The organism is Treponema socranskii subsp. buccale, from assembly GCF_024181585.1.
Lineage (GTDB): Bacteria > Spirochaetota > Spirochaetia > Treponematales > Treponemataceae > Treponema_D > Treponema_D buccale.
This window is the reverse complement of sequence record NZ_CP054258.1, coordinates 255696-279928: the sequence shown is the minus strand read 5'-3', so window position 1 is coordinate 279928 and position 24233 is coordinate 255696. Positions and strand designations below refer to the sequence as shown.

The 24233-nt window shown below is 50.4% G+C and carries 15 protein-coding genes; 10 read left to right on the top strand and 5 right to left on the bottom strand.

All coding sequences use genetic code 11. The annotated features are described in order from the left end of the window. The first annotated feature begins 1 nt into the window (after position 1). The 7 genes from HRI97_RS01280 (at position 2) to mazG (ending at position 8966) form a co-directional block, all read left to right on the top strand. On the top strand, positions 2 to 2062 hold the full coding sequence (locus HRI97_RS01280; RefSeq protein WP_253726143.1) for a GldG family protein: 2061 nt from the start codon (positions 2 to 4) through the stop codon (positions 2060 to 2062). After that, positions 2059 to 2964 (top strand): DUF4340 domain-containing protein, encoded by a 906-nt coding sequence (locus tag HRI97_RS01275; protein ID WP_253726142.1) that lies wholly within the window; start codon positions 2059 to 2061, stop codon positions 2962 to 2964. The genes HRI97_RS01280 and HRI97_RS01275 overlap by 4 nt, the downstream gene beginning before the upstream one ends. 164 nt (positions 2965 to 3128) lie before the next feature. Next, entirely contained in the window at positions 3129 to 3476 is a 348-nt protein-coding gene (locus HRI97_RS01270) for an ArsR/SmtB family transcription factor (RefSeq protein ID WP_253726141.1), read from the top strand. A gap of 363 nt (positions 3477 to 3839) precedes the next feature. Then, on the top strand, positions 3840 to 4949 hold the full coding sequence (locus HRI97_RS01265; RefSeq protein WP_253725149.1) for an IS110 family RNA-guided transposase: 1110 nt from the start codon (positions 3840 to 3842) through the stop codon (positions 4947 to 4949). Positions 4950 to 4996: 47 nt separating this feature from the next. Further along, positions 4997 to 6982 (top strand): heavy metal translocating P-type ATPase, encoded by a 1986-nt coding sequence (locus HRI97_RS01260; RefSeq protein WP_253726140.1) that lies wholly within the window; start codon positions 4997 to 4999, stop codon positions 6980 to 6982. 45 nt (positions 6983 to 7027) lie between these two features. Then, positions 7028 to 7663, top strand: a complete 636-nt coding sequence (gene pth / locus HRI97_RS01255; RefSeq protein ID WP_253726139.1) for an aminoacyl-tRNA hydrolase — start codon at positions 7028 to 7030, stop codon at positions 7661 to 7663. A 352-nt stretch (positions 7664 to 8015) separates the two neighbouring features. Further along, positions 8016 to 8966, top strand: a complete 951-nt coding sequence (gene mazG / locus HRI97_RS01250; RefSeq protein WP_253726138.1) for a nucleoside triphosphate pyrophosphohydrolase — start codon at positions 8016 to 8018, stop codon at positions 8964 to 8966. Between the two features lie 76 nt (positions 8967 to 9042). Here mazG and HRI97_RS01245 read toward each other — a convergent pair whose 3' ends face one another. Then, positions 9043 to 10635, bottom strand: a complete 1593-nt coding sequence (locus tag HRI97_RS01245) for a leucine-rich repeat domain-containing protein (protein ID WP_253726137.1) — start codon at positions 10633 to 10635, stop codon at positions 9043 to 9045. A gap of 97 nt (positions 10636 to 10732) precedes the next feature. Continuing rightward, complete coding sequence (locus HRI97_RS01240) at positions 10733 to 11884, bottom strand: leucine-rich repeat domain-containing protein (RefSeq protein WP_253726136.1); 1152 nt, start codon at positions 11882 to 11884, stop codon at positions 10733 to 10735. 422 nt (positions 11885 to 12306) lie between these two features. Here HRI97_RS01240 and HRI97_RS01235 point away from each other — a divergent pair, with 422 nt between their 5' ends. Together HRI97_RS01235 and HRI97_RS01230 are read left to right on the top strand one after the other, a co-directional pair. Beyond that, positions 12307 to 14025 carry a DNA repair helicase XPB gene (locus HRI97_RS01235; RefSeq protein WP_253726135.1) on the top strand — a complete coding sequence of 573 codons (1719 nt, stop codon included), beginning with the start codon at positions 12307 to 12309 and terminating at the stop codon, positions 14023 to 14025. Next, entirely contained in the window at positions 14019 to 16142 is a 2124-nt protein-coding gene (locus HRI97_RS01230) for a helicase-associated domain-containing protein (RefSeq protein ID WP_253726134.1), read from the top strand. Before HRI97_RS01235 ends, HRI97_RS01230 begins: the two co-directional genes overlap by 7 nt. Before the next feature lie 329 nt (positions 16143 to 16471). On the opposite strand, the gene HRI97_RS01225 is transcribed toward HRI97_RS01230, so the two are convergent. Both HRI97_RS01225 and HRI97_RS01220 read right to left on the bottom strand, forming a co-directional pair. Further along, complete coding sequence (locus tag HRI97_RS01225) at positions 16472 to 18397, bottom strand: leucine-rich repeat protein (protein ID WP_253726133.1); 1926 nt, start codon at positions 18395 to 18397, stop codon at positions 16472 to 16474. Positions 18398 to 19395: 998 nt separating this feature from the next. Next, positions 19396 to 20274, bottom strand: coding sequence for an Rpn family recombination-promoting nuclease/putative transposase (locus HRI97_RS01220; RefSeq protein ID WP_253726132.1), 879 nt, complete (start codon positions 20272 to 20274; stop codon positions 19396 to 19398). A 455-nt stretch (positions 20275 to 20729) separates the two neighbouring features. Here HRI97_RS01220 and HRI97_RS01215 point away from each other — a divergent pair, with 455 nt between their 5' ends. Then, on the top strand, positions 20730 to 21608 hold the full coding sequence (locus tag HRI97_RS01215) for an Rpn family recombination-promoting nuclease/putative transposase (protein ID WP_253726131.1): 879 nt from the start codon (positions 20730 to 20732) through the stop codon (positions 21606 to 21608). A gap of 89 nt (positions 21609 to 21697) precedes the next feature. On the opposite strand, the gene hrpB is transcribed toward HRI97_RS01215, so the two are convergent. Next, positions 21698 to 24229: an ATP-dependent helicase HrpB gene (gene hrpB / locus HRI97_RS01210; RefSeq protein WP_253726130.1), complete on the bottom strand. Its 2532-nt coding sequence runs from the start codon at positions 24227 to 24229 to the stop codon at positions 21698 to 21700. Positions 24230 to 24233 lie beyond the last annotated feature (4 nt).

Genomic DNA, 24233 nt, shown 5'->3' with positions numbered 1-24233 from the left:
AATGAAAAAAATCATCAATTGGTTTCGCTCCCCTTCGAGCGATTTTGCGCTTCTCATCGTTTTATTAATTCTCGCAAACCTTGTCGGGCGCAGGGCCTTTTTGCGTTTCGATTTGACACGTCCGAAATCCTATTCGTTGTCGGAGGCGAGCAGACAGCTCGTCAAAACGCTCGACGAACCGCTGTCGGTCCGCGCGTTTTTCAGCAGCAACTTGCCCGCTCCGTACAGCACGACCGCGCAGTACGTACGCGACATCCTCGTCGAATACAAGGGAGCGGCAAACCGCAACTTTTCCTATTCGATCGTCGATATGAGCAAAGCGGAAAACGAAATGCTCGCGCAGCAATACGGACTGCAGCAAGTACAGATTCAGCAGCTTGCGAACAACGAAGTAGGCTTCAAGCAGGCGTATATGGGACTCGTCATCTCTTACGCCGACGCAATCGAAACGCTCGACGGCATCACGTCGTCCGAGGGATTCGAATACAAGCTTACGACGAAAATCAGCAAAATGATCTCGGCGGCGAACGTGCTTTCAGGTCTTCCGAAAGACGAGCGCATCAAACTGACGCTCTACGTAACCGACGCGCTCAAGCAGTTCGACATACGGGGCTTCGACGATATCGAAAAGACCGTGCGCGAAGCGTACGAAAGCGTCAACAAGCAAAGCATGGGCAGAATCGATTATGAAAAAATAAATCCTTCTTCATCCGATTTGAATACGCTGCAGTCGCGCTTCGGCATACCGCTCATCAATTGGACGGCGGAAAACGGTTCGACAGGCTCGGGCGCGATCGGCCTCGTGCTGGAACACGGAAACGCGTTCCGTCTCATCCCGCTTTCGATGCAGCGCTCGCTCATCGGCTACGTCATTACGGGACTCGGAGAACTCGAACAATCGCTTTCGGAAAGTCTTCAAAGCCTGCTCTTAAAGGCGACGAAGATCGGCTACGTAACGGGGCACGGAGAGGCGCCGCTTTATTCGCAGGCAGGAGCCTCACCTCTCATATCCCTTACAAACGATATGTACGAACTCGATGAAATCGATCTTTCAAAAGATACGATTCCCGCAAACGTCGCGTCTCTCATCGTCAACGGGCCGAAAACGGAATTCTCCGATGAAGAGCTGTATAAAATCGATCAGTTTATCATGCGCGGCGGCAACGTTCTCTTTTTTGTCGACCCCTTCGATTCGCAGTCGGCAGGCTATTATCAAGCGCCGTCGTTCGCGCCGCTTTCGACAAAGCTCGAAAAATTATTAAACGCTTACGGTATCAAGCCGGAAACGAACTACGTGCTCGACGAAAACTGTTATAAAGCGCGTCAGCAAAATTACGGAAACGTATCCTTGTGGTGGGCGCCGTTTATCCCCGCCGAACAGCTTGCAAAAAAGAACGAAATCACGGCAAACCTCGGCAGGATCCTTTTTCTGCAAACCTCCGCAATCGACACGAGCGGCGCCGAAAGCAACGCAGACGTGAAAGTGACAAAGCTCGTGCAGTCGTCTCCGAAATCATGGCTGCTTTCGGACAATATCCAGCTGAGTCCGATGATGTCGCCGCCCTACGACAAGTCCGTCGAAAAAGCGGAAACGCTTGCGGCGCTCGCCGAAGGAAAATTCAAAAGCGCTTTCGATTCCGATCCCGCTTCATCCGCAGAAGGAGCGCTTACGGCAAAAACACACTTGGCTGAAAACGTACAGAGCGGAAAAATCTTCGTCGCGGGAACGTCCGAAATCACGGGGCCGCAGCTCATCGAAGAAAACAGCTCCGAGCCGGTCGCGCTTTTTACGCGCAACGTCATCGACTATATGAACGGCAACGGCGATTTTTGCGCCATGCGCACGAAGGGGCTTTCGCTCAATACACTGCATAACTCAGGAAGCGCGCTCGCATTTGCCGTGCAGTATTTCAACGAATTCGGACTTGCCGTCATCGTCGTCATCGCGGGCTTTATCGTGTGGCGCATGCGCAACAAACGCCGAGAACGCATCCGCGCGAAATATAATCCGAACGATGCGCGCATCATCGATACGAAATCGAAGGAAGGTGATACAAAATGAGCAAACGAAAAATAATTCTTTTGACGGCGTGCGTACTTTTGCTCGGCATATATATCGCGCAGCTCGCCTCTTCTCTGCGAAGTTCGGTAAAAAACAAAACGCTCGGTGCGGATCCCGATAAGCTCACAATTGAAAACGCCGGCACTCTAATCGAACTTGTAAAATCGGATGACGGCTGGACGATCGGAGAAAAGCGCTACAAAGCGGATACAAACACAATTGACGGGCTTGTCAATGCGGTAAAAAATATACGCGTTCTCGACACCGTCGCCCAAGCCGGAAGCGATGCGGTCGATGAGCGCTACGAAATCGATAAAGCGAATGCGATCGTCGTAAAGGCATATAAAGGAAACGAACTTGTGCGTACGCTCACGATAGGAAAAGCGTCGTCGACGGGTTCGCAATCCTACCTTACGCTCGACGGCAAAAAAGACATATACCTCGTATCGGGAACGCTGCGCGACACGTTCAAAAAAGACGTCGCCGCTTTACGCAGCAAATCGGTATACACCGTCGATTCGAACGACCTCACCGCCGTTTCCGAAAGCATGGGAAGCACGGTGCTGTCGATTGTAAAATCGGGCGATCCCGCTGCATGGGTCGCAGCCGGCGGCGCGGCGAACGTCGATGCGGAAAAAGCGGCGAGTTGGGCGGCATCGCTTGCCGTTCTCAATGCGGACTCGTGGCTCGACGACGATTTTATCCTGCCCGCCGCAAACGAATCCGTTACCGTTATAACGGCAGGCGATAAAGCGATTACGGTGAGCGTGTATAAAGAAGGAGACGGCGACGATGCGAAATACTACGGCACGTGCAGCGAAACGCCGTACAAATTTGCGCTCTCCCGCTACTCCGCGAGAAAATACCTTAAAACCGCAGCAGACATGGCTGCGAATAAGTAAAATCGACAATCGATAAAATAAATCGAAAGAGAGGCTGTCAAAAAGGTCACCGACTTTTGCGACAGCCTTTTTGTTTTTTACTTGACAAACAGTATTTTCAGTGATAATATATGAACAGTTGTTCATTTATTTATATTACCGCAAATTGTCTAAGGAGAATCGGCGTGGCGAAAAAAAAGATCGAAGGCGGACAAAGCGACAAGCGTTTTCAGGATATTTTAAACAAACTGCCTGATGAAGACGAACTGTTCGATTTGGCGGAACTGTTTAAAATTTTCGGAGACTCGACGCGCATAAAGATTTTGTTCGTACTGCTCGAATCGGATATGGCGGTAAACGACATCGCAAGCGTTCTCAAAATGACGCAGTCGGCGATAAGTCATCAACTGCGTATTTTGAAAACGAACGGTCTCGTAAAATATACGCGAAACGGAAAATCGCTTATCTATTCCCTCGCCGACGGCCACGTAACGACGATTTTAAGCCAAGGCATCGAACATATAAGCGAATAAATCCGAGCAGTGCGGAACTTGCAACGAGCGCGAAGCGCGAAGTTCCCCGCGCAGGATTTATGAGCGCATCGGATAAAAGAAAAATGCGTCAAGCATTTTTCGACTTTCGACTTACAAAGAATAAAATTTATTATTAGGAGGTATGATAAAAAGGAAAACGAACAAGTGGTAATGTGATAAGCTGAACAAAGAAAGAGTTCAGCGGGAACCAGGCAAGAGTTCGACATATTTAGTGGAGGCTATGACCTTCGGTTAGGAGAATGAAGAGCTATTGCCGCACCATACGATAGTCGTAAGAGACTGAATGGGAGAATGGGACACATTACCGAATAGACTTTCCGCTGAGTGAGAACGGAGGTCAAGATGACAGTTTACATTGGCGTTGATTTGCACAAAACACAGTTTACCGTGCATGAGCGGACAGAGGAAACGGTTGAAAGCTTTGAGCAGATCAAACAGTATCCGACGACAGAAGTTGGGTATGCGGCATTTCTTGCGAGAATAACGGAGTACAAGATAGGCGGTTTCACTGTGAAAATCGGAGTTGAATCAACCGGCAACACAAGATTCTTCAAGGCTCAGGTAGAAAAAGTGGGAGCGCACGTGACGGTAATCAATACGTTGAAATTCAAGGTAATCAACGAATCGACGAAGAAAACCGACAAGCATGATGCTTCGACGATTTCAGAGTTTCTATCAAAGGATATGCTTCCGGAAAGCTATCTGTGCAGTAAGGGAACGGAAAACTTGAGACGGCTTTTGAAATCAAGGGAGCGGCTGGTTCATTCGATTGTCGGACAAAAGAATGAAATTCATGCGCTTCTGGTGAGTATGGGGCTACAGGATGAAAGTCGAAGCCTCCAAAGTAAAAAAGGGCGCCAGGAAGTTCTGGACACCCTGTCGTCGCGTAGCGACCTCGTGCTCGAAGCACAATCAGTAAAACTGATGATTGAAATTATAGAGCAGATGAGCCAATCGGTCAAGCTGATTGAAAAGCAGTTAAGCGAATTAACGAAAGACGATGAAATGGTTAGTCGTCTTATGACGATTCGAGGCTGCGGAAAAATCACGGCATGGATAATCCGCTCGTACACAGAAGATATAGGTAGGTTTGCCAGTGCGAAGAAATATGCGGCCTTTTGCGGGCTTGTGCCATGGGTACAGGATTCAAATGAAACGGTGAGACATGGCAGAATAACCAAGCGCGGTCCTCAGGAATTGAGAACGGCGTACGTACAGTTGGTGTTGGGAATTCGTCGTTGCAAGGATACTTCGGGATGGAGGATCATGCAGCGACTGGATTATATGAAAAAGAACAAAGGCAGCGGCAAATCGATTGTTGCAGCTGCAAGGAAGATGGCAGAAATCGTGTGGGCGTTGCTCACGGAAAAACAGGACTTTGATTCAACAAAGATGATGGGCAGATATAAACCTATGAGTCTTGCTGAACAAGCCCTCGTTGCCATGAATTAAACAGCTTAGAAAGTCACCTTGTTCATTGACTTTTTATGGGAGGAGCTATGAGTCACGAATGTCACTGTCATGCGTGTTGTAAAAGCGGACATGAACATGAGCATGAAGAAGGGAGCGAATTAAGCGTCCGTGAAATCGTCATCGCGGCGGTGCTGTTTGCACTCGGCTTAATCGTCGAACACGCGCATCCTTTCAGGGCGATCGATTTTTCGCTCGGTAAATTCGCGTCGGCGGATGAACTCGTTTCAATCGTACTTTTACTCGCAGCATACCTCGTGTGCGGCAGGAGCGTCGTCATCGACGCGGTAAAAAATATTATCAAAGGAAATTTCTTCGATGAAAAATTTTTGATGAGCGTCGCATCTCTCGGCGCTGTCGCAGTCGGTCAATATCCCGAAGCGGTCGGCGTCATGCTGCTCTATCAAATCGGGGAATACGCACAGGACAAAGCGGTCGACAAATCGCGCGATTCGATTCAATCGCTCATGGAAATCAGGCCGGACAAAGCATTCGTAAAACGCGGCGGTAAAATAATCGAAGTATCGCCCGACGATGTGAACGTCGGCGAAACCATACTCGTCAAGCCGGGAGAGCGCATTCCGATCGACGGCGTAGTCATGCAGGGAAAATCGTTTCTCGATACGTCCGCCCTTACCGGAGAAGCGGTGCCGCGACGCGTATTCGTCGGAAGCGACGTTATGGCGGGCGCGATCAATACGGACAGCGTGATCGAAATCGAAACGACGAAGATCGCCGGAGAATCGGCCGCCGCGCGCATCATCGAACTGGTCGAAAAGGCGCAGGGAAAAAAGGCGAAATCGGAACGCTTTATCACGCGGTTTTCAAAAGCGTATACGCCTATCGTGTGCGTAGCGGCGGTTTTGCTTGCGCTCATTCCGTCCCTCATCACGGGCGATGCGCACACGTGGGTGTACCGCGCGCTCATCTTTCTCGTCGTCTCCTGCCCCTGCGCGCTCGTCATATCGGTGCCGCTCGGATTTTTCAGCGGCATCGGAACGGCAAGCAAAAACGGCATCCTTATCAAAGGAAGCGAATGCGTCGAAACGCTTGCGCGCACCCGGACGGCGGTATTCGATAAAACGGGAACTTTAACAAAAGGCGTATTCGCCGTCACGGGAGTTCACCCGACGGACGAAGAACGCATACCGGCGGACGAACTCATCGCAATCGCGGCGCATGCGGAAACCTATTCGAATCATCCGATATCGAATTCGATCAAAGCGGCGCATTCCGGAGCATGCTGCAATCTCGTAAAGATCGCCGACGCGGAAGAGATAAGCGGAGAGGGCATCAGCGTCGTCCTCGACGGAAAGCGCGTACTTGCCGGCAATATGAAACTCATGGAATCGCACGCGGTAGAAGGCATCGTTCCGTGCAGCTTAAACGATTTCGGAACGGTCGTACACGTCGCAGTGGACGGACTGTATGCGGGACACATCGTCATAGCCGATCAAACGAAAGACGACGCGGCTTTTGCCGTCAAAAAGCTTCGGAAGCTCGGCGTCAAAAAAATCGTCATGCTCACCGGCGACAACAGAGAAACGGCGGAAGAAGTCGCGTCCGAAATCGGAGTCGATACCGTTTTTTCGGAACTCCTTCCTGCAGATAAAGTCGATAAAGTGGAAGCGCTGCTTGCGGAGCTCGGCGAAAAACCGCGGCGTCCGACGCTCCTCTTTGCCGGCGACGGCATCAACGATGCACCGGTACTCGCGCGGGCCGACACGGGGATCGCGATGGGCGGACTCGGAAGCGATGCCGCGATAGAATCGGCGGATGCCGTCATCATGACCGACGAACCGGCAAAGATAGCGGACGCGATTTCGATTTCACGGAAAACCGTACGCATCGTCACCGAAAACATCGTCGTTTCGCTCATCGTAAAAATCGGCATCATGGCGCTCGGCGCCTTCGGTATCGCAAATATGTGGACTGCCGTTTTCGGCGATACGGGCGTGGCCCTCCTCGCCGTAGCGAATTCGATGCGCGTCATGCTGTGGAAAGAGCGAGGGTGATGAGGCCGATTTCCCACTCCGCCGTTTTTGTGCTATACTCCGTCTATGATTCGGCTTGTCGCTTTTCTCGGAAATTACGGGCGCACATACGAAAATACGCGCCACAACGCCGCGTGGCTTTTTGCGGATTCATTACCCTTTGCACATCGCCTTTCGTGGCAGCATAAATTCAAAGGCGCTTTTTGTTCGCTCGATGCATCCCGCCTCGCTTCTTGGGCGGACGAATATCATCTCGGCACTTCAAACGCCCGAACCGCTTCCGACGCGATATATTTTTTAAAGCCCGAAACTTATATGAACGCGTCGGGCGAAAGCATCGGTGAACTCGCAAACTTTTACAAACTCACGGCGGATCACATACTCGTCGTACACGACGAGCTTGAACTTCCGGCAGGCACGATCAGCTTAAAGAAAGGAGGCGGACTCGGCGGGCACAACGGACTGCGTTCGACAAAAGCCGTTTTAAATACGGCGGATTTTTGGCGATTCCGCTTCGGCATCGGGCGGCCGGATAATCCCGACGTAGCCGATTACGTGCTCTCGCCTTTTACAAGCGACGAGCGCATAACGATGGCGCAAACGTTTAGCGCAGCGGCGATCCCGTTTACCGAAGCAATTCTTTCAAACGATCCGGCAAAACTCGTCGCGGCGTGGGGTAAGAAAAAAGTGTCCGCCGACTGACACGGGCGGAGGCGCGATACCGCTCCGTACCCTCACCGGCAATACATTAGATGGCGAGTTTTGAAAATAAATAAAATTATGCTTACAGCGAAGTTGCGACCGTATACCGGAACCGCTTGACGTGTGCGGGATGCGGCGTAACAGCGGGAGACACGCGTGCGACTTTGTGCGTTCAGCTTGCGCAAGTTTTGCTTTAAAAGCACAACCGGAGCGTAAGCGGGGATTCCGCTGTGAGAGCCGCGTTCACATGCGTCTACAAAGATTGTATGCCGGTCATTTTCGCCGAAAGCATATCTTTTGCTAATATTTTCAAAACTCGACATTTGACTTAATAATTGTTAAGGATTATACTATGAGCGATATACAAAACGATACGAATGCGGAAAAAACCGCGGCGGCGTACAAGCGGCTGTACGAAACGATACGAACGCTTCGCGCGCCGGGCGGCTGTCCGTGGGACAGAGAGCAGACACCGCTCACGATGCGGCGCGATCTGATCGAAGAGACTTTCGAAGCCGTGGACGCCGTTTCGACAGGGGATGCGGCGCATGCAAAAGAAGAGCTCGGAGACGTCATACTCAACGCATCGATGATCGCGTATATGTACGAACAGCAGAACGATTTTTCCGTCGCGGAAGCTTTGGATGAACTCACCGATAAATTGATACGGCGGCATCCGCACGTTTTCCCGCAGAGCGAAGGCATGTCGGAAGTGACGGAAAAAGTGACGACGGGCGAACAGGTTTTAAATCAATGGGACAGAATCAAAGAAAACGTCGAAGGAAGAAAGCGACTAAAAACGATTCTCGATGAAGTGCCCGAAGGCTTTCCTCCGCTCCTGCGCGCGTATAAGATGCAAAAAAAAGCGGCAAAAAAAGGCTTCGATTGGCAATCGATCGAAAGTGTCTCGGCAAAAGTGTACGAAGAACTTGAAGAAGTGCGGGAAGCATCCCAAGCGCTGCAGGATGCAAAATCTGCGGGCGACACTTTCGGCTCACAGACGGCAGCCGGCACACATACGGCATCTCCGCCGCAAAGCACACCGCCCGCTCGCATGAGCCGGGCCGAACGCGCGGCGCTGCACCTCGAAGAAGAATTCGGCGACCTCCTCTTTGCCGTCGTCAATTATATGCGGCACTCAGGTATCGATCCCGAAACCGCGATGGACAGAGCGAACCGCAAGTTTTACAGGCGCTTTGCGTACGTCGAAGAGCGGATGACAGAGGCCGGCATTCCGATGGACAGCGATCACTTGCAAGACGAAGATGCGTTTTGGAACGCTGCGAAAAAAGAGGGATTGTAACCGAATGCAACGGAGCGACATCAAATCGCCGAACCGGCGGAAAACAGTAATTTCTACCGAGTAAACGCAGACCCCCTTAACCCGCCGAATCCTGATTTCCGTTTTTATTGTATTTATACATCTTCCAGTGCTTTTTATCTTTTGCCGCAACAAACGCGTCTTTTAATGCCTGGGGGGAAGTAAAATCCCTGCAGTTACCTTCGGTGCTGTTCGGTCTTTCGGTAAAAAGCCAGCATTCCCCGTTACCGGTTGCAGGCCGTTCCGGCAGCGCGGTAAAGATTTTTATAAAAGCGTCCGCATTTAAAAAGTTGCTGTAGCAATGGAGCTTTTTCAAAGCACTCAATCCGCCTGCATCGAGCGAAGCTAAACGGTTATCTTCACAATGCAGTTCTTCCAAAGCAGCGCAATTTTCCACATTCAAAAACGCAAGCCGGCTCTCACTGCAATCAAGCGTCTTCAAAGCACCGAGGTTTCTCACATCAAGGGACGTAAGCGGATTTCTTTTGCAGTCCATGTATTCCAATATACGCAAGCCTTGGACATTGAGCGAAGTAAGCCGATTGTCGCGGCAGATAAGCTGCCTCAAAGAAGAGCAGCCCTGCACATTGAGCTGCGTGAGCTCGTTTCCGTCGCACGCCAAGTAGTCCAAAGAGCGCAAACCCTGCGCGTCGAGTACGGTAAGATCGTTTCCCGGACAGTAGAGTTTTTTGAGCGGCAAACCCTGCACGTCGAGGGAATCGATGCCGTTGGAAGCGCAATAGAGAAGTTCCAAAGGCAAGCCCCGCACGTTGAGCGCTTTAATCCGATTACCGTTGCAGTCGAGCTGCTTTAAAGAACGCAATCCCTGTACATCGAGCGCTCCGATCCGATTCCGAGTACAGCCGAGAACCCGGAGCTTGGACAACCCCTGCACGTCCAAAGACGTGAGGTTATTTTCCTGACAATGCAGTTCCTCCAAATCTTTCAGACCCTGTACGTCGAGAGAGGTAAGCAGATTACAACTGCAGTCAAGTTTTTTCAAAGAAGGACAGCCCCGTACATTGATGCCGGTAATATGATTAGGATAATAATCGCCGTACTGCCCTTCAATGTTCCAGCGTCCGACATAGAATTCCGTAATGTTTTTTGCCCGAATCGTAACCTTTGTACGTTCCGGATACAGATACAATTCTTCCGCTGCCGCTTCTTCTGCCGTCAGTTGTTTTTTCCATTTGAAGCCTTCTACTTTGATAGGCGATTTATCGGCGGTCACCACCGTAATTTTAATTCCCCTATCGGGATTGGCCAATACATCGGGATGCAGGATGAGCGAAATGCCGTCTTCGATTTTCTGTGCGGCTTCCTGCGCTTGAACATAGACGGTCGTATCCTCATTAACGGAGATATCTTGATAATAACCGTTTAATTCCGGTCCCGTTTCGTTCCCGATCCGCCAAAGACTAAACTCCCAGCTATCGTCATAATTTACGCACCCATCCGCATATGCAAGAATACCGGCCCATGTAAGACCCGCCGGTACGGTAAAAGAATTTTTTATAATACGTACGTGTTTTCCTCCGCGTACGGTAATCGTAATATGAGACGCTGAAGGATCGGAAGGCGGTACACAGCCAAGCATGCTCAAAATAAATGCAAGCGCCGCGATACAAAGGGCGTTTCGCGTATTCATTTTTTTACCTCCGTGCCGAAAAAACCGTACATAGCCGCTCGCATCTCCGATTCACGCAACCCCGAACTTTGTACGTACCCATTACACATTAATTACATTAAATCTCAGTCCAAACTCCGTTTCCCACATACTTCTGCAACGTCCACTTTTTTTCGGTTTTCGCCTTTTCAAAGGCTGCTTTCAAGTCCGGAGGATTTGTAAAATCTTTACAGTTGCCTTCTGAAACACCTTTTTCTTCGGTGTACAGATAGCAGTACGCATAACCTGTCCGCGCCGGTAAATCGCTAAAGAGCTTTGTAAATGCTTGTGCGTCGAGCTTATTAATCAAACAGTCCAACCCTTTTAAAGCGGTACAGCCTTGCACGTTAAGAACAGTAAGCTGATTTTTGCGGCAGTGCAGCTTTTCCAAAGCGGTACAGCCTTGCGCATTAAGAGCCGCAAGCAGGTTGTCGTTGCATTCCAGCTCTTTCAAAGCCCTTAAGCCGTGCACGTCAAGAGAAGTAAGACGGTTGTCGTAACAGCGCAGCGTTTGCAAAGCCCTTAAACCTTGTACCTTAAGCTCGGTAAGCTGATTGGCATCGCATTCCAGTTCCTCCAAAGCGGTACAACCTTGCACGTTGAGCGCGACAAGTTTATTGTTTTTACAGGACAGATTTTGCAAAGCCGTTAAGCCGTGCACGTCAAGCTCGGTAAACAGGTTGCCGTTGCACCGCAGCGTTTGCAAAGCGGTTAAGCTTTGCACGTTAAGAGCGGTAAGCTTATTGCCGCCGCACCTCAGACCTTGCAAAGCGGTCATGCCTCGCAGGTTAAGAGCGGTAAGCTCATTGTTGCGGCATTCCAGCTCTTGCAAAGCCGGCAAGCCCTGTACGTTAAGAGCGGTAAGCCGATTGTTGAAACACTCCAAACTTTTCAAAGCGGTTAAGCCCTGCACGTTAAGAGAGATGAGTTGATTGTTGTCGCATTTCAGCTCGGTGATATCGCCTTTCAGCGTTACCCTTGTGCCTTGTGCATGCAGTTCGGCTTCGGTATCGCTTGTAAGCATCGTTTCTTCGCAGCCTTCTACCGTAACATTACCGACGGCGGTTTTTACCTTAACCGTGATGGTACGCTTATCGGGACTTAAGATGAATGAGACGCCGCCTTCGACAAGGGGAGCTTCGGGTAGTGTTCCCGTACCGTCGCTCGGATCTTTACACGCAGTCATTACGAACAGGGCAAGCACCGAAGCGACAAAGAAAATTGTTTTCATTTTTATTATTACTTCTCCAAAACGTTCCTTAAAATTGCACAGCGAGTAAATCTTCGGATTTAGGAGCCGTGCAATTGGTGCGCGTAAGCGCACACGTACATCCGCGAGTTTTCGAAAGAAAACTCGAAGTTAAAAGTGCCGCGCTATTTCAGCGGCGCTTTTAAACCTTGTTTTTTCCATTTAATATGTAATTACTCATTACATAAACCCTGTATCTACGGTGTATGTTACAATTTTCTTTTTATGATAACTTCCTTATTGTTGCCGTCGATTTTCGGCTGTTATTAATAATAATTTTAATAGGTCTTTACCTCTCGCTGTTATACTTACGACACTGATGATATATCTCCGATTTATTTTTATTTGCATTTATTTTTCATTTGCGTTGCGCGATATACCCTTTCGGTATATAATATACTGTTATGCAAAACGATAAGCCGCTCATCGTTCAAAGCGACAAAACTCTCCTGCTCGACGTTCATGCGCCGAAAGCCGACGAATGCCGGAACGATTTGATTCCGTTCGCGGAGCTTGAGCGTTCACCCGAATATTTGCATACGTATCGTTTGACGCCGCTGTCGCTGTGGAATGCGGCGAGTGCGGGTTTTACGGCGGACGATATCGCGGCGGTTTTGAAAAAGTACAGCCGCTTCGACGTGCCGCAGGCGGTTATTGCATGGATGCGTGAAACGGCGGAGCGCTTCGGAAAGTTGAGGCTCGTCGCTTCTCCTTCTTCGGACGCGGAAGAATATCTCAAACTCGAAACGGATTCGGAGCGCATCTACCGCGAACTGTGTGCGAACCGCGGGCTTGCAAAATATTTATTAATCGATGAAGACGGCAGCCGATGCTTCCGTGTCCGCCTCACCGACCGCGGCACGGTAAAGCAGGAATTGATAAAGACGGGCTGGCCGGTAAAAGACGAAGTGCCGCTTGCAGACGGAGAAGCGCTCGATATCCGCCTGCAGAAAACGACGTCGAACGGCTCTCCGCTTGTCGTCCGCGAATACCAGATTGAAGCGGCGAAAGCGCTCGTCGGGGACAAAGGCCCCGGCACGGGATTCGGCACGATCGTGCTTCCGTGCGGCGCCGGCAAAACGATCGTCGGCATGCAGATCATGGACATGCTCAAAACGAGTACGCTCATCGTTACGACGAATATCACGGCCGTCCATCAGTGGATCGCGGAACTCATCGATAAAACGAATCTCACTGCGGACGATATCGCCGAATACACGGGCGCAGAAAAATCGATTAAGCCGGTGACTGTCGCGACGTATCAGATATTGACGTGGCGGCCGGAAAAAGACGGACCGTATCCGCATTTTTCTCTGTTTCGAAAACGAGCGTGGGGATTGATACTCTACGACGAAGTGCACATGCTGCCCGCTCCCGTTTTTCGCGTCGTTGCGGAACTGCAGGCGGTGCGCCGCGTGGGGCTCACGGCGACGCTCGTGCGGGAAGACGGCTGCGAAAGCTACGTGTTCAGCCTCGTCGGGCCGAAGCGTTACGACGTTCCGTGGAAAGAGCTCGAACAGTCCGGCTGGATCGCGTCGGCGGAGTGCATCGAAGTGCGTCTCGATTTGGATGCCGATGAAGAGATCCGATACGCCGTCGCAAACGCGCGCACGAAGCATCGCATCGCAAGCGAAAATCCGATAAAGGATCGGGTCGTCCGGGAAATCGTCGATCGTTTTCCGAACGATAAAATCCTCGTCATAGGCCAATACATCGACCAGCTCGAAAAGCTCGCGCGTATGCTGCACGCTCCGATCATCACCGGAAAGACGCCCGTATCCGAACGCGATGCGATTTACGGCGAGTTCCGCAGCGGCAAACTGCACGTACTCGTAGTGTCGAAAGTCGCAAACTTCGCGATCGATCTGCCGGACGCATCGCTCGCGATCCAAGTGTCGGGCACTTTCGGAAGCCGTCAGGAAGAAGCACAGCGGCTCGGGCGCATACTCAGACCGAAAGAACGCACGGCACGTTTTTTTACACTCATCACGCGGAACACGGTCGAAGAGGACTTCGGTGCAAACCGGCAGAAATTTCTCGCCGAACAGGGATATTCGTACCGCATCGTCAGATATCGCGACGAAAGCGATTTCGATGAAATTACGGAAGAGGGCTTATGCTGAACGAATCCGATAAAAAACGGCGCACGGCTTTATGGCAAGCCTCTCTCGCGATGCTCCCCGACAGCCGCTTTTTCGATATACTGCGCGCTTATCTCGGAAAAATAAAAACGCCGTACAACAAACAAAATCTCATCGAACAGCTGTCTTCTTTTTTTTGCAGGGAGCAAAACAGAAAAAATCTCCTCGCCCTGCTCGACGACTTCGACGAAAAAATCATCGCTGCCCTCATCCTCGTTCCCGAAGCGACGCAAAAAAAACTTTCGGATTTTTTTTCCGGAGAATACGTTTCTTCGGAAATTGCCGCACGGATTTCAAATCTCACCGACAGATTAATAATTTATAAAGACGAATCGGACAAAGACTGCTCCGAACGTCTGTACATAAATCCGCTGCTTGAAGATTTGCTTGCTCCTCGCATCGATATCGCGCGCATCATCCCCGAAGCGCAGTACGCATCCCGCACGGAAGGCGGAAGCTTTTCGCTCTCGCCCGAATTTATCGCCTCCGTCGTCTGCTATATTGCCGAAAGGCCGGATCTTTGCAAAGCGGACGGCAGTTTAAAAAAAATCGATGCGGCGCGCTTGAAAACAGTGTTCGCCTGCGGAACCGCCCCCGTTCAAACGCTCATTACCGCATTATTGAATCTGTCGCTCGTCAAACGAAACGAAAACGGCATCTCCGTTGATTACGCGCGATTGCTTTCGTTCGCGGAGCTTTCCCCGAAAAAGCAATACGCATACCTCACAGCTGCATCAAGCGCTTCGCTCGATCGGGAAGGACTTCGCTCGTACGCCGAACTCGTTCTCGACGTTGCAGCCTCCCTTCCCGATTCAGGCGTTACGAAACGCACCCTTCTCAGATGTATGTCGCTGCTCGGAAGTTCCGAACGGGCACAAAGCCGTTTCCGTGCGCTCATCGACCGTTCGCACGGCAAAGGCGACGACGGAAGCGATGCGCGTCCGCCCTTCGATCGCATCGTCGATGCTGCGGAAACGTTCGGCCTCTTTTCCGTCGCCGGAGAAACGAAAGAAGGAGATGCGATTTACCGCGTCGGAAAAGCGCTTTCGGATGAAGAGAAAGCAAATACGAGCGCACGATTCGTTTCGATCAATTCGGGCTTTACGGTCAGGCTTTTGCCGGGGCTCCCGCTCAAAACGCTTTTGCCGCTGTCGATTTTTTTGCGCATCGTCAATTTCGATACGACGGTCGAATTCGAAATCGATAAAGAGTCGATGATCCGAGCCTTCGATTTCGGATACACGGCTGAGACGATCTGCTCGCTGCTTGAAAAATACGCCTCGCACGGCATTCCTCAGAATCTCCGCGTCAGCATCGAAGACTGGCAGCAGCTCTATTCGTCGGCGATTTTGTATACGGGCTACGTTTTAAAGCTCGACGAAAAGAATTCGAAGCTCATCGAAAAAAATCCTAAGGCGGCACGCTTTATTCAAACAAAATTGGCGGAGGGAATCTATCTCTTGAACATTCGGAACGATGAAGATGCGGCGGCATTCGGTAAAGAGGCGGGCTTCGATTGCATCGGAAAAATCAATAATCTCGACGCAGAGCAACGAAGTATCGAATCATCCGCACGAACGAAAAGCGACACAGCCGACCGTACGCCGCCGTCATTTCCGCCGATCGGAAGCGGTGAAAACCGATTCAAAAACATTCGGAAAAAGAACGCCGCCCGCCCCGAAAAAAAACAGCGCGACAAACTGCTTTCGGATCTGCACCGCACGCTCGCTTCGCTCGATCTTTCCAAAGCGCAAAAAGAAAATCTTTCAGCCCGAATAAACAATAAAATCATTTTGTCGGCGGAACAGCTCGGCAAAGATACCGTTCGCTCCGAAGGTGCCGAAGCGGGCGGCATGGATTTTCTCGGCAAAGTGCGTCTCGTTGAAAGCGCGATCGCATCCGGCGACATGATCGAAGTGCGTATGCCGAAAACGGACGGTTCGGCAAAACTCGAAACGATTTTGTGTACGCCGCTTTCGCTTTCAAAAGCGAGCGGAGATGCGGAAACGACCGTGCGTATCGAAGCGACAAAAAAAACGGCGACGCTTTCCGTCGGCAGAGCCGCCAATATAAAACTTATTAAGACTTCGATTTTTTAATAAACATACTCCGATGCAAAACAATAAAGCCGCCGGCCGGCAATTGCCCCCTCGCACAAAAAAAACCGCTCCAAGCCGAAGTTTCCTCCAACTTGAGAGCGGTCAGATCAGTTTAATTTGTAATCAAATAGGGGCAGGGCGACACCCCCGTTCAGGGCAGGGGTTTCTCCCTGCCCCTATAACCCCATCCTTCTTCCTCGCACTGTTTAGGGGTTCCACCCCTAAAAACCCCCTAGAAAAGCGGGAAGTTATCTTTAGTCACCGCACACGGATGTGCAATTCCGATACCAGTGGCGGACCCTCATCGTATGCCGTTTAGGACGGCACCGTCAAAACTCCTCAATCGTGCCGAAGTCTTTCCAGCCTTCTGCGGCTTGGTAGAGCGCTTTGGAGCCGGCGGGGACGCGGAGCGTTGCGAATGCGATGGGCGTGCCTTTAAACACTTCTTGGCCAGCTGTAATGACCGGCGGATTTGCCGCTTTGCACGTTACCGTCTTCAGTTTAGGATTTCTCGAAAGTAAATACCACCTTATTTGGGCAAGCGTTGAAGGGAGCTCGACCGATATCAATTCGGGGCAGAAGGCAAGAGAGCCGTTATTAAGAACTTTTATGTTTTCCGGCACAACCATCGAACTCACTTTTATGCTGCGCAGCGAATAATCGCCGATAGATTCCAGCGAAGACGGCAAGTTAAGTGTTGCAAGGTTGGGGCATTCGTAAAACACAAGCCAATCAATAGTCTTTAAGCCGTTTGGCAGCGTAACGGAAGTCAGTGCGGAAATATTGCTGAAAGAAGCCTTTCCCAATTTTCTTACGCTTGCAGGAACGATGTAAGAAGCGTCCGGTTTACCCGGCAGATAGCCTAACAGTACGGTTTTATCTTTGTTAAAGATAACGCCGTTTTCGGCCAAAAGGTAGGCGTTATCGGATGCGACCGTTACGCTTTGCAGCGTAGTTCCCCAGGTAGAGACCCGCTCTACACCTGTTACCGTGTAGGTTACACCGCCGTGGGTAACTTCTTTGGGTATGGTAAGCGATGTTCCCGTGTACGGCGCATAGTTTGAAGAATCTGTATAAGCGGTTACACTCACCTTTCGCTCATCTTTGTTCCTTATGTGGTAGCGCACGCCGCCTTCTTCAAAGTAGTCATATTGAGGCGGTGGGTTTTTTACGGTAATGGTACCTGAAAGGGCGGTTTGTCCGCTTACCGTGTCGGTTACCTTTATGCGCGTTGAGCCGGCATTGCTGCACGTTACCGTAATATTGCCGTGACTGTTCAAGTTAGCCGTATCGAGCGTGATGATGCCCGCCGTTTCAGGCGTTGCCATGTAGCTGCCCGAACCCGACGTTACAAGCGTGTAGGTAAAGTTTTGTCCCTTTTCTTTGGTAAAGTTCCGCGTATCCAGAGTGAGTGCAGGACCGGTATAGGTACTTTTAAACTTTACTTTGATGTTTGCCGCTGCCGTTACGGTATGGTTGTAGGTTGTGTTTGTTCCCACTGCGGCGATAGGTGTTCCGTTGTTCGTCCATTGTTCCACTTCACAGCTCGAACCGGCAGGCTCTGCCGTAAAGACGACGGTTTTGCCGTGTTCGACCGTATCGCCCGAACTGATTTCCGTGCCGTCAACTTTTGCTGTAAGCGTGCCGTTTCCGCCGTCCACGCCGAAATCGATTTTACACAGTACCTGCTTAAAGGTTACGGTTACGGTAACGTCTTCGGTGATTTTAAGCGTCGCGCTCGTACTTCCGTCGGTACCGCCTAGTAAAAATGAGCCCGCCAAAACCGTCCACGTATCTACCGCATAGCCTGCATCCGGTACTGCCTTAAAGGTAATTTCGCTGCCATAGGGCACTTTGTGATGGACGGGAATTATCGGAACGGTATCTACGATGCCGTGCTCCGGCTCGGTAAGCGTTACCGTCTGCAGGGCAGGAAGCGGCTCGCCGTTTCTTTTAAAGAATACAAAAACCTGTGCGTTTGCCGTAACTTTGAGCGTGTAGGTCTTCTCCGTGCCGTTTACTTCTGTGCCGTCAAGCTCCCACTTTTCAAGATCATAGCCTTGAAGCGGTTCTGCCGTAAAGGTAAGCTCGGTATTTTCGGCTGCCATGCCGTCTTCGCTCAGTGCGGGCGATACCCTTACATTGCCGCCGATATTGCGGTCAAGCGCTACTTTGTACTTTGTTACCGGCGGGGTTCCGCCCGAATCGCTGCCGTTGGAGCAGCTTGTAAAAACGAGCGCTGCGGCAAAAAGCAAAACGCCCGCTGTAATCGGTACTTTTTTTAAAAGGGTTTTACCGAGCTCCCCTCCCCCTATACAAATGTACAGGGTTCGATTTTACTTTGTTCATCATAAACCTCCCATAAAAACTTTTGTAGGAAATTAGAGCCTTCGGCTCGTTCTGCAAAGAACTGATTCTACGTGTCCGCTTTCGCGGACTTCGAATCAATTTCCAAGAAGTTTTTAGCCGTGCGCGTATCTCGCAACAAGCGCGTCAGCGCGCAGTTTCGAGCGGAGCGCACACGTAAAATAGTCGAGTTTGCAACGCAAACTCGAGATAAGAACGCTGCGATTTCGAGCAATACACAGAAATCGCGAGTGTCTCCCATAAAAGAAAAACGCTTCGGCGTTTTTCGTCTCCGGACTTTAGCGACGGCGCTATTTTAGCCGCGCTTTGTATCGTACCTCCTCTGAAAACTTTTGCAGGATGCACGTCTTCCGATGTCGAACAGTTCCGCTATTCTATGATTATTATAACATATTCCGCTGATTTTCACAACTTTTATTAATCGAGGACACAGGGCTTACGCATGAGAATCTATATTCCTCAAAAAATAACCATTACCGTAAAAAATCGGCTGCACTCCCGGCAGCAGCCCTGCCGTTCGCCGCGGCAGACCGTGATTGGAATCGGACTGCGCGAACTTTTTTACCAAAAAGTTCGCTTGCCATCGGTCTGAGCGGCTCGGCGGCATTGCCGCTGCCTCGCGTTCCGCCTTTTTTATTTTATATTATGTCTCTTTTCTGTGTATACATTTTTCATGCGTAATCCCTGTCGAGGACACGTGATATTTTTGTTTTATTAATTATTGGAACCTCTAAAACTGCAGTTTTTAGAGCTAACTTTGAAAATGCGATGTTTTCAGAACGGTTGCACCGGAAATGTATACACGGAAAAAAGCATGTAAATGAAAAGAGGTAAAACGAGAGGCGGTCGAAGATGTGACGAATTGCTGCCGCGCGAGCAGCTCGGCTTACAGCTGTTTGATTCCTTTTTCGGTAAGGCCGGTCGCTTGGGCAATCTTTTGTATGGGATCGCCTAGCTGTTTTAAGATTTGAGCCGTTTCAAGCGCTTTTTGATATGAACCTTCGGAAATGCCTTCTGAAAAACCTTTCGCTTCGCCTTCTTGTAACGCTTCTTCCCGCTGCACGGCTATATCCACATCATAATCATATTCGGCAATTAACATATTCATCACCTCCCGGCTTTTTCGCTGTAAGTATTCCCTCAGGATGTCGTTTTGTATACACTCTTTGATCGCGTTCCGAAAGCCGTTTTCACTGTCGAGCTTCGTGTGTCTCCTCACGGTTTCAATGAACAGCGTGTATTCTTTCAGCGGTTTGCACGTGTGTAAGATTTCACTTCCCTTATTATAATTGATATTCGTCACGCTGACAACGACTTCGAGAGCAGGTTTTTCAGGCATCGTCATAAAGGCATCGGAAAGACGGAGCGTCGTGCTTTCGGGGTAATCCTCTTTCCCGTTGTAGAATACGTAAAACTCAGGCATCGGAATCTTTTTCAAACGTCTGAGATAACGGTCTCGCGGGTTTTGTATGCACTCATAAAGCCGAGCGGCATACTGTAAAAAGCGGAGCGGCATGTTGACATTTACAGTAGCTTGATGTTCTACGAGAGCGATGATTTTGTCATCTATGAGATAAGCGACGTCATTGCGGAAAGCCATATACATCACCTGTTCGAGACGGAGCGGTTCGAGTTCCGCCGATGCGTCAAGTTCTGTTCCATGCAATGCGTTGTAGAGCGAAAGAAAATTGCTCTTAGCGTTTTTATCTTCGCCGAAAAAATCGACAAAGACCGAATCTTTGTATCGTCGATTATACTTTACCATAAAACCTCCGGGATAACCGCACCGGAAATGGGTACTTAGAAAAGAAGCGCATACTTACATAAAAAAGGCGGAACGCGAGGCAGTGGAACTGCCGCCGAGCCGCTCTGACCGATGGCAAGCAATCTCTTTGTAAAAAGAGATTGCGCAGTCCGATTCCGATTACGGTCTGCCGCGGCGGACGGCAGGGCTGCTGCCGGGAGTGCAGCCGATTTTTTATGTTATACGCTATTTTTTAGGAATACAATTTTCGGTGCGGTTATCCTGATAATACTTCACTAAATATATATCGCGGAGATATTGCGATTTCGGAGGTTTTTGAAGCGATTTTGGAGAAGGAGCTGCGGAATCACCGTTCGGGGCAGTTCATAAAAAACCGCGTAATATATCGCTTTGTAGGCGATATATAGTTCGGCGGCTTTCTTGCCTGCACTATCTCAACAACTGAGGATATCCCCATGGAATATACCCACAAACCTGTCGAAGAACTCACCTTTACCGACGACTTTATGTTCGGCACGGTCATGAAAAATCAATTTATATGTAAGGGTGTCATCGAACGGCTTTTGCATATCAAAGTCGGTAAAATCGAATATCCCTCCCTGCAAAAAACAATAGCACCCTTTTACGAAAGCAAGGGCATACGCCTCGACGTTTATGTTTCCGACTCGGAGCGTGTATTTGATATCGAAATACAAACGTCGATCCCGCCTTTTCTTCCCAAACGCACGCGCTATTACCAAAGCCTTATGGATGTCGATAACCTCTTGAGAGGACAAAGCTATGCGGAATTAAAAGAGAGCTACGTCATTTTTATCTGTACGCAGGATCCCTTCGGGAAGGGCTTGCCTGTCTACGAATTCCGCAATATCTGTACCGCCGACGGTACTCTTTTTCTTGATGACAAATCGTATAAAGTATTTTATAATGTGGGTGCCTACGGTAAAGAAGATGAGCCTGAATTGAGCGCTTTGTTGAAGTATCTTTGCGAGAGGCGGGCGACGAGCGGTTTTACGCAGCACATCGATGCGCTTGTCGAAAAAGCGAAACGGAACGAAAAGTTCAGGAGCTGGTATATGTCGTTGAATATTCATGAAGATGACTTACGCAGAGAAAGTTTACAGCTGGGTGAAAAGATCGGTTTTGAGCGGGGCGTTGCTGCAGGAATACGCAAAGGCAGAAAAGACGGACTCTTACAAGGCAGACGCGACGGCATTGCTGCAGGAGCTTATCAAGCAAAGCGAGAGACGGCAAAAATTTTATCGGGTATGCAGATGAGTCTTGAAGCGATAGCAAAAGCGACCGGCCTCTCGGAAGCGGAAATCAAAAATTTATAATGGAGTATCTCGAAAAACCGGCATCCCCTATCAGATGAGCGGCAAACTTAATCAACATAGCCTGATGCACAAATAGAATCCGATCGGAGTTATTCCCTCTCGACGGCGCGGTAATCCCAGTTGTGTTTCGGATATCGGCCTTTCATCTCTTTGCAGATTTCCGGCCACGCGCCGCTCCAAAAACCTGCAAGATCGTCGGTAATTTGAAGCGGGCGTCTCGCGGGAGAAAGCAGTTTGAAAAGCACCGGCACACCCATAACGCGGGGCGTTTCAAAACAGCCGAAAATCTTCTGGACGATTATTTCGATCGTCGGTCGAATAATTCCTTCCGCGGCCGTATCGTATAAAAGCGTACAGAATTTTCCATTCGCGAGCACAATCGTTTGCGGCACATTCTTATCGACCTTCGCTCCGTCAAGATAATAATAAAGCGCATCGTATACCGCGTTTTCGCGGAGCGTAGTTCCCGTCAAAAAAGGCGGGAGCCATTCGCGTACGGTTTTTATTAAATTTTCTTCGGACGACTTTGCGATCGTATACGTACCGACAACGCTTACCGCAGAACCGTCGTCGACTGTGCGGAAGGCTCTCGTATGCGTTTCATAAAAACGCGCACGCGCTAAAAACGCTTTCGTCTTTTCACCGAACGGAAGCCTTGCGATACCGTTCTTTTCGACTGCACGGCACACGGCGTATGCAAAATCTCCATCCTGCACGGCGACGCGTCTTTCCGCCAATACGATTTTTCCGAAACAAGTGTATTCGGTTTTTCGAAGCGAATAAGTCCCTTCCGCAAATTCCGTTTCCGTATACGTTTCGCTCCGTACCGAAAGCCATGCTTCCGCTTCTTCCGCAGAAAGCGCTTCCCATCGATAGATACGGCCTTCCTTTTCTCCCGCATCCACGACGGGCGCGACGATCCACTCGGAAAACACGCGAAAAGCGTCACGCTCCTTTTTAGGAAGGGATGCGACACGACCGGAAGGAAATCGATACGTACCGTCCCCTTCCAAATGCGCAATGCGGTCGGGAAATCCTGCAAGCAGCAAAACGGCGGCGGTAACATCGCTCGAGTCCTCCGAGCCGGAGTTTCCGCACAGATCGGGAAAACGGTATGCGCATTTTGCAAGCCGCTTTACAAGATCGGAAAAAAAACGGTTTTGCAAGGCGGCCGGAGAATCCGCATAAGGAGAGTACGCGAGCACGCATTGAAGCGCCGCTTCGGCACAGGACGCAAGGCCGCCGCGCTCTTTTTTCGATATCCCGCTTTTTTTATCTGCGCTTTTGCAGGCGTTTCCGAAGCTGAGTGCCGAAAGCGCAACGCAGGCAAGGCGCGGGTGCAGACCGAGTGTGAGAGCGGCTTTGCCGAGTGAAGTGATACGCACGGAATTTTCCGCATCCGTCTTGTTTTCCGCAGTCAAACAGCCGAGCGCAATTAATAATTTTTGTGCGCTCTTCCAAGCGGCAGCGCTCGGAGGCGTGAGCCATGAAAGCGCATCGCGCCTGTAAACGCCGCGTTCGGCACATTCGAGCACGAGCTCCGTTAAATCGGTACGGGCTATTTCGGGAGTCGTCTCTGCAACGCGCACATCGTTTTCGCGCCACAAGCGCACACATCGGCCGCGCTGCATACGCCCCGCTCTGCCCTTCCGCTGCTCCGCCGAAAAGACGCTTTCGGTTTCGGTGACGAGCATCTCCATACCGGCGGCGACGTTCATACGATTGATTCTTGCCAAACCCGAATCGATGACAACGCTCACGCCGGGAACAGAAAGAGATGTCTCCGCGATCGACGACGATAAAATAACACGGCGTCGAGAAAAGCCGTCCGGAGGGGAGAGCACTTTTTTCTGTTTGTCGAAATCGATCGAACTGTGCAAAAGCAAAATATCCGCGTCGACACTTTCGCGTTCGAGTTCCGCCGCGGTTTTTCGAATATCGGCTATACCTGGAAGAAACACGAGGATGCTTCCCCCATCCCGCTTCCTCAATTCCCGCATCACCGCATCCGACGGAAGCAGGGCACCTGCGTATTCGACATCGACCGGAAATTGACGGCCGGGTACGGTAAACACCGGTGCAGCTTCATCTCCGGCTGCGAGATACGACGACAGCGATGCCGTATCGATCGTCGCCGACATGACGACGACGTATAAATCGTCACGAAGTGGCAGCGTCTCTTTTAAAAATGCAAGCGCGAGATCGGCCTGCACGGATCGCTCGTGAAATTCATCGAGGACGACGACGGAAACGCCGTCCAAAAGCAAATCATCCTGCAGCATGCGCGTCAAAACGGCTTCCGTCATAACGGTAAAGCGCGTAGCCTCCGATACTCTCGATTCGAGGCGCATCACATAACCTGCGGTTTCCCCGACCTCCTCTCCGAGCAGCGTCGAAACCCGCGATGCGACGGAAAGAGCGGCAATCCTCCGCGGTTCGAGCATAATAATTTTCCCCGAAAAGTGATTGAGAAGCGCGAGCGGAAGCGCAGTCGATTTTCCCGCACCTGTTTCCGCCGTAAGTATGAGAGAATGAGAGCGGGAAGATTTGAGAGAGACGCAGATATCGTCCAGATGCGGTGTAATCGGCAGCTGATTAATAAGATCGGGATAAACGTACACGCCG

Excerpts from the sequence above, each read along its gene's own strand:
- HRI97_RS01280 (WP_253726143.1), top strand. The coding sequence starts at position 2 with ATGAAAAAAATCATCAATTGGTTTCGCTCCCCTTCGAGCGATTTTGCG.
- HRI97_RS01275 (WP_253726142.1), top strand. The coding sequence starts at position 2,059 with ATGAGCAAACGAAAAATAATTCTTTTGACGGCGTGCGTACTTTTGCTC.
- HRI97_RS01265 (WP_253725149.1), top strand. The coding sequence starts at position 3,840 with ATGACAGTTTACATTGGCGTTGATTTGCACAAAACACAGTTTACCGTG.
- HRI97_RS01260 (WP_253726140.1), top strand. The coding sequence starts at position 4,997 with ATGAGTCACGAATGTCACTGTCATGCGTGTTGTAAAAGCGGACATGAA.
- pth (WP_253726139.1), top strand. The coding sequence starts at position 7,028 with ATGATTCGGCTTGTCGCTTTTCTCGGAAATTACGGGCGCACATACGAA.
- mazG (WP_253726138.1), top strand. The coding sequence starts at position 8,016 with ATGAGCGATATACAAAACGATACGAATGCGGAAAAAACCGCGGCGGCG.
- HRI97_RS01245 (WP_253726137.1), bottom strand. The coding sequence starts at position 10,635 with ATGAATACGCGAAACGCCCTTTGTATCGCGGCGCTTGCATTTATTTTG.
- HRI97_RS01240 (WP_253726136.1), bottom strand. The coding sequence starts at position 11,884 with ATGAAAACAATTTTCTTTGTCGCTTCGGTGCTTGCCCTGTTCGTAATG.
- HRI97_RS01235 (WP_253726135.1), top strand. The coding sequence starts at position 12,307 with ATGCAAAACGATAAGCCGCTCATCGTTCAAAGCGACAAAACTCTCCTG.
- HRI97_RS01230 (WP_253726134.1), top strand. The coding sequence starts at position 14,019 with ATGCTGAACGAATCCGATAAAAAACGGCGCACGGCTTTATGGCAAGCC.
- HRI97_RS01220 (WP_253726132.1), bottom strand. The coding sequence starts at position 20,274 with ATGGTAAAGTATAATCGACGATACAAAGATTCGGTCTTTGTCGATTTT.
- HRI97_RS01215 (WP_253726131.1), top strand. The coding sequence starts at position 20,730 with ATGGAATATACCCACAAACCTGTCGAAGAACTCACCTTTACCGACGAC.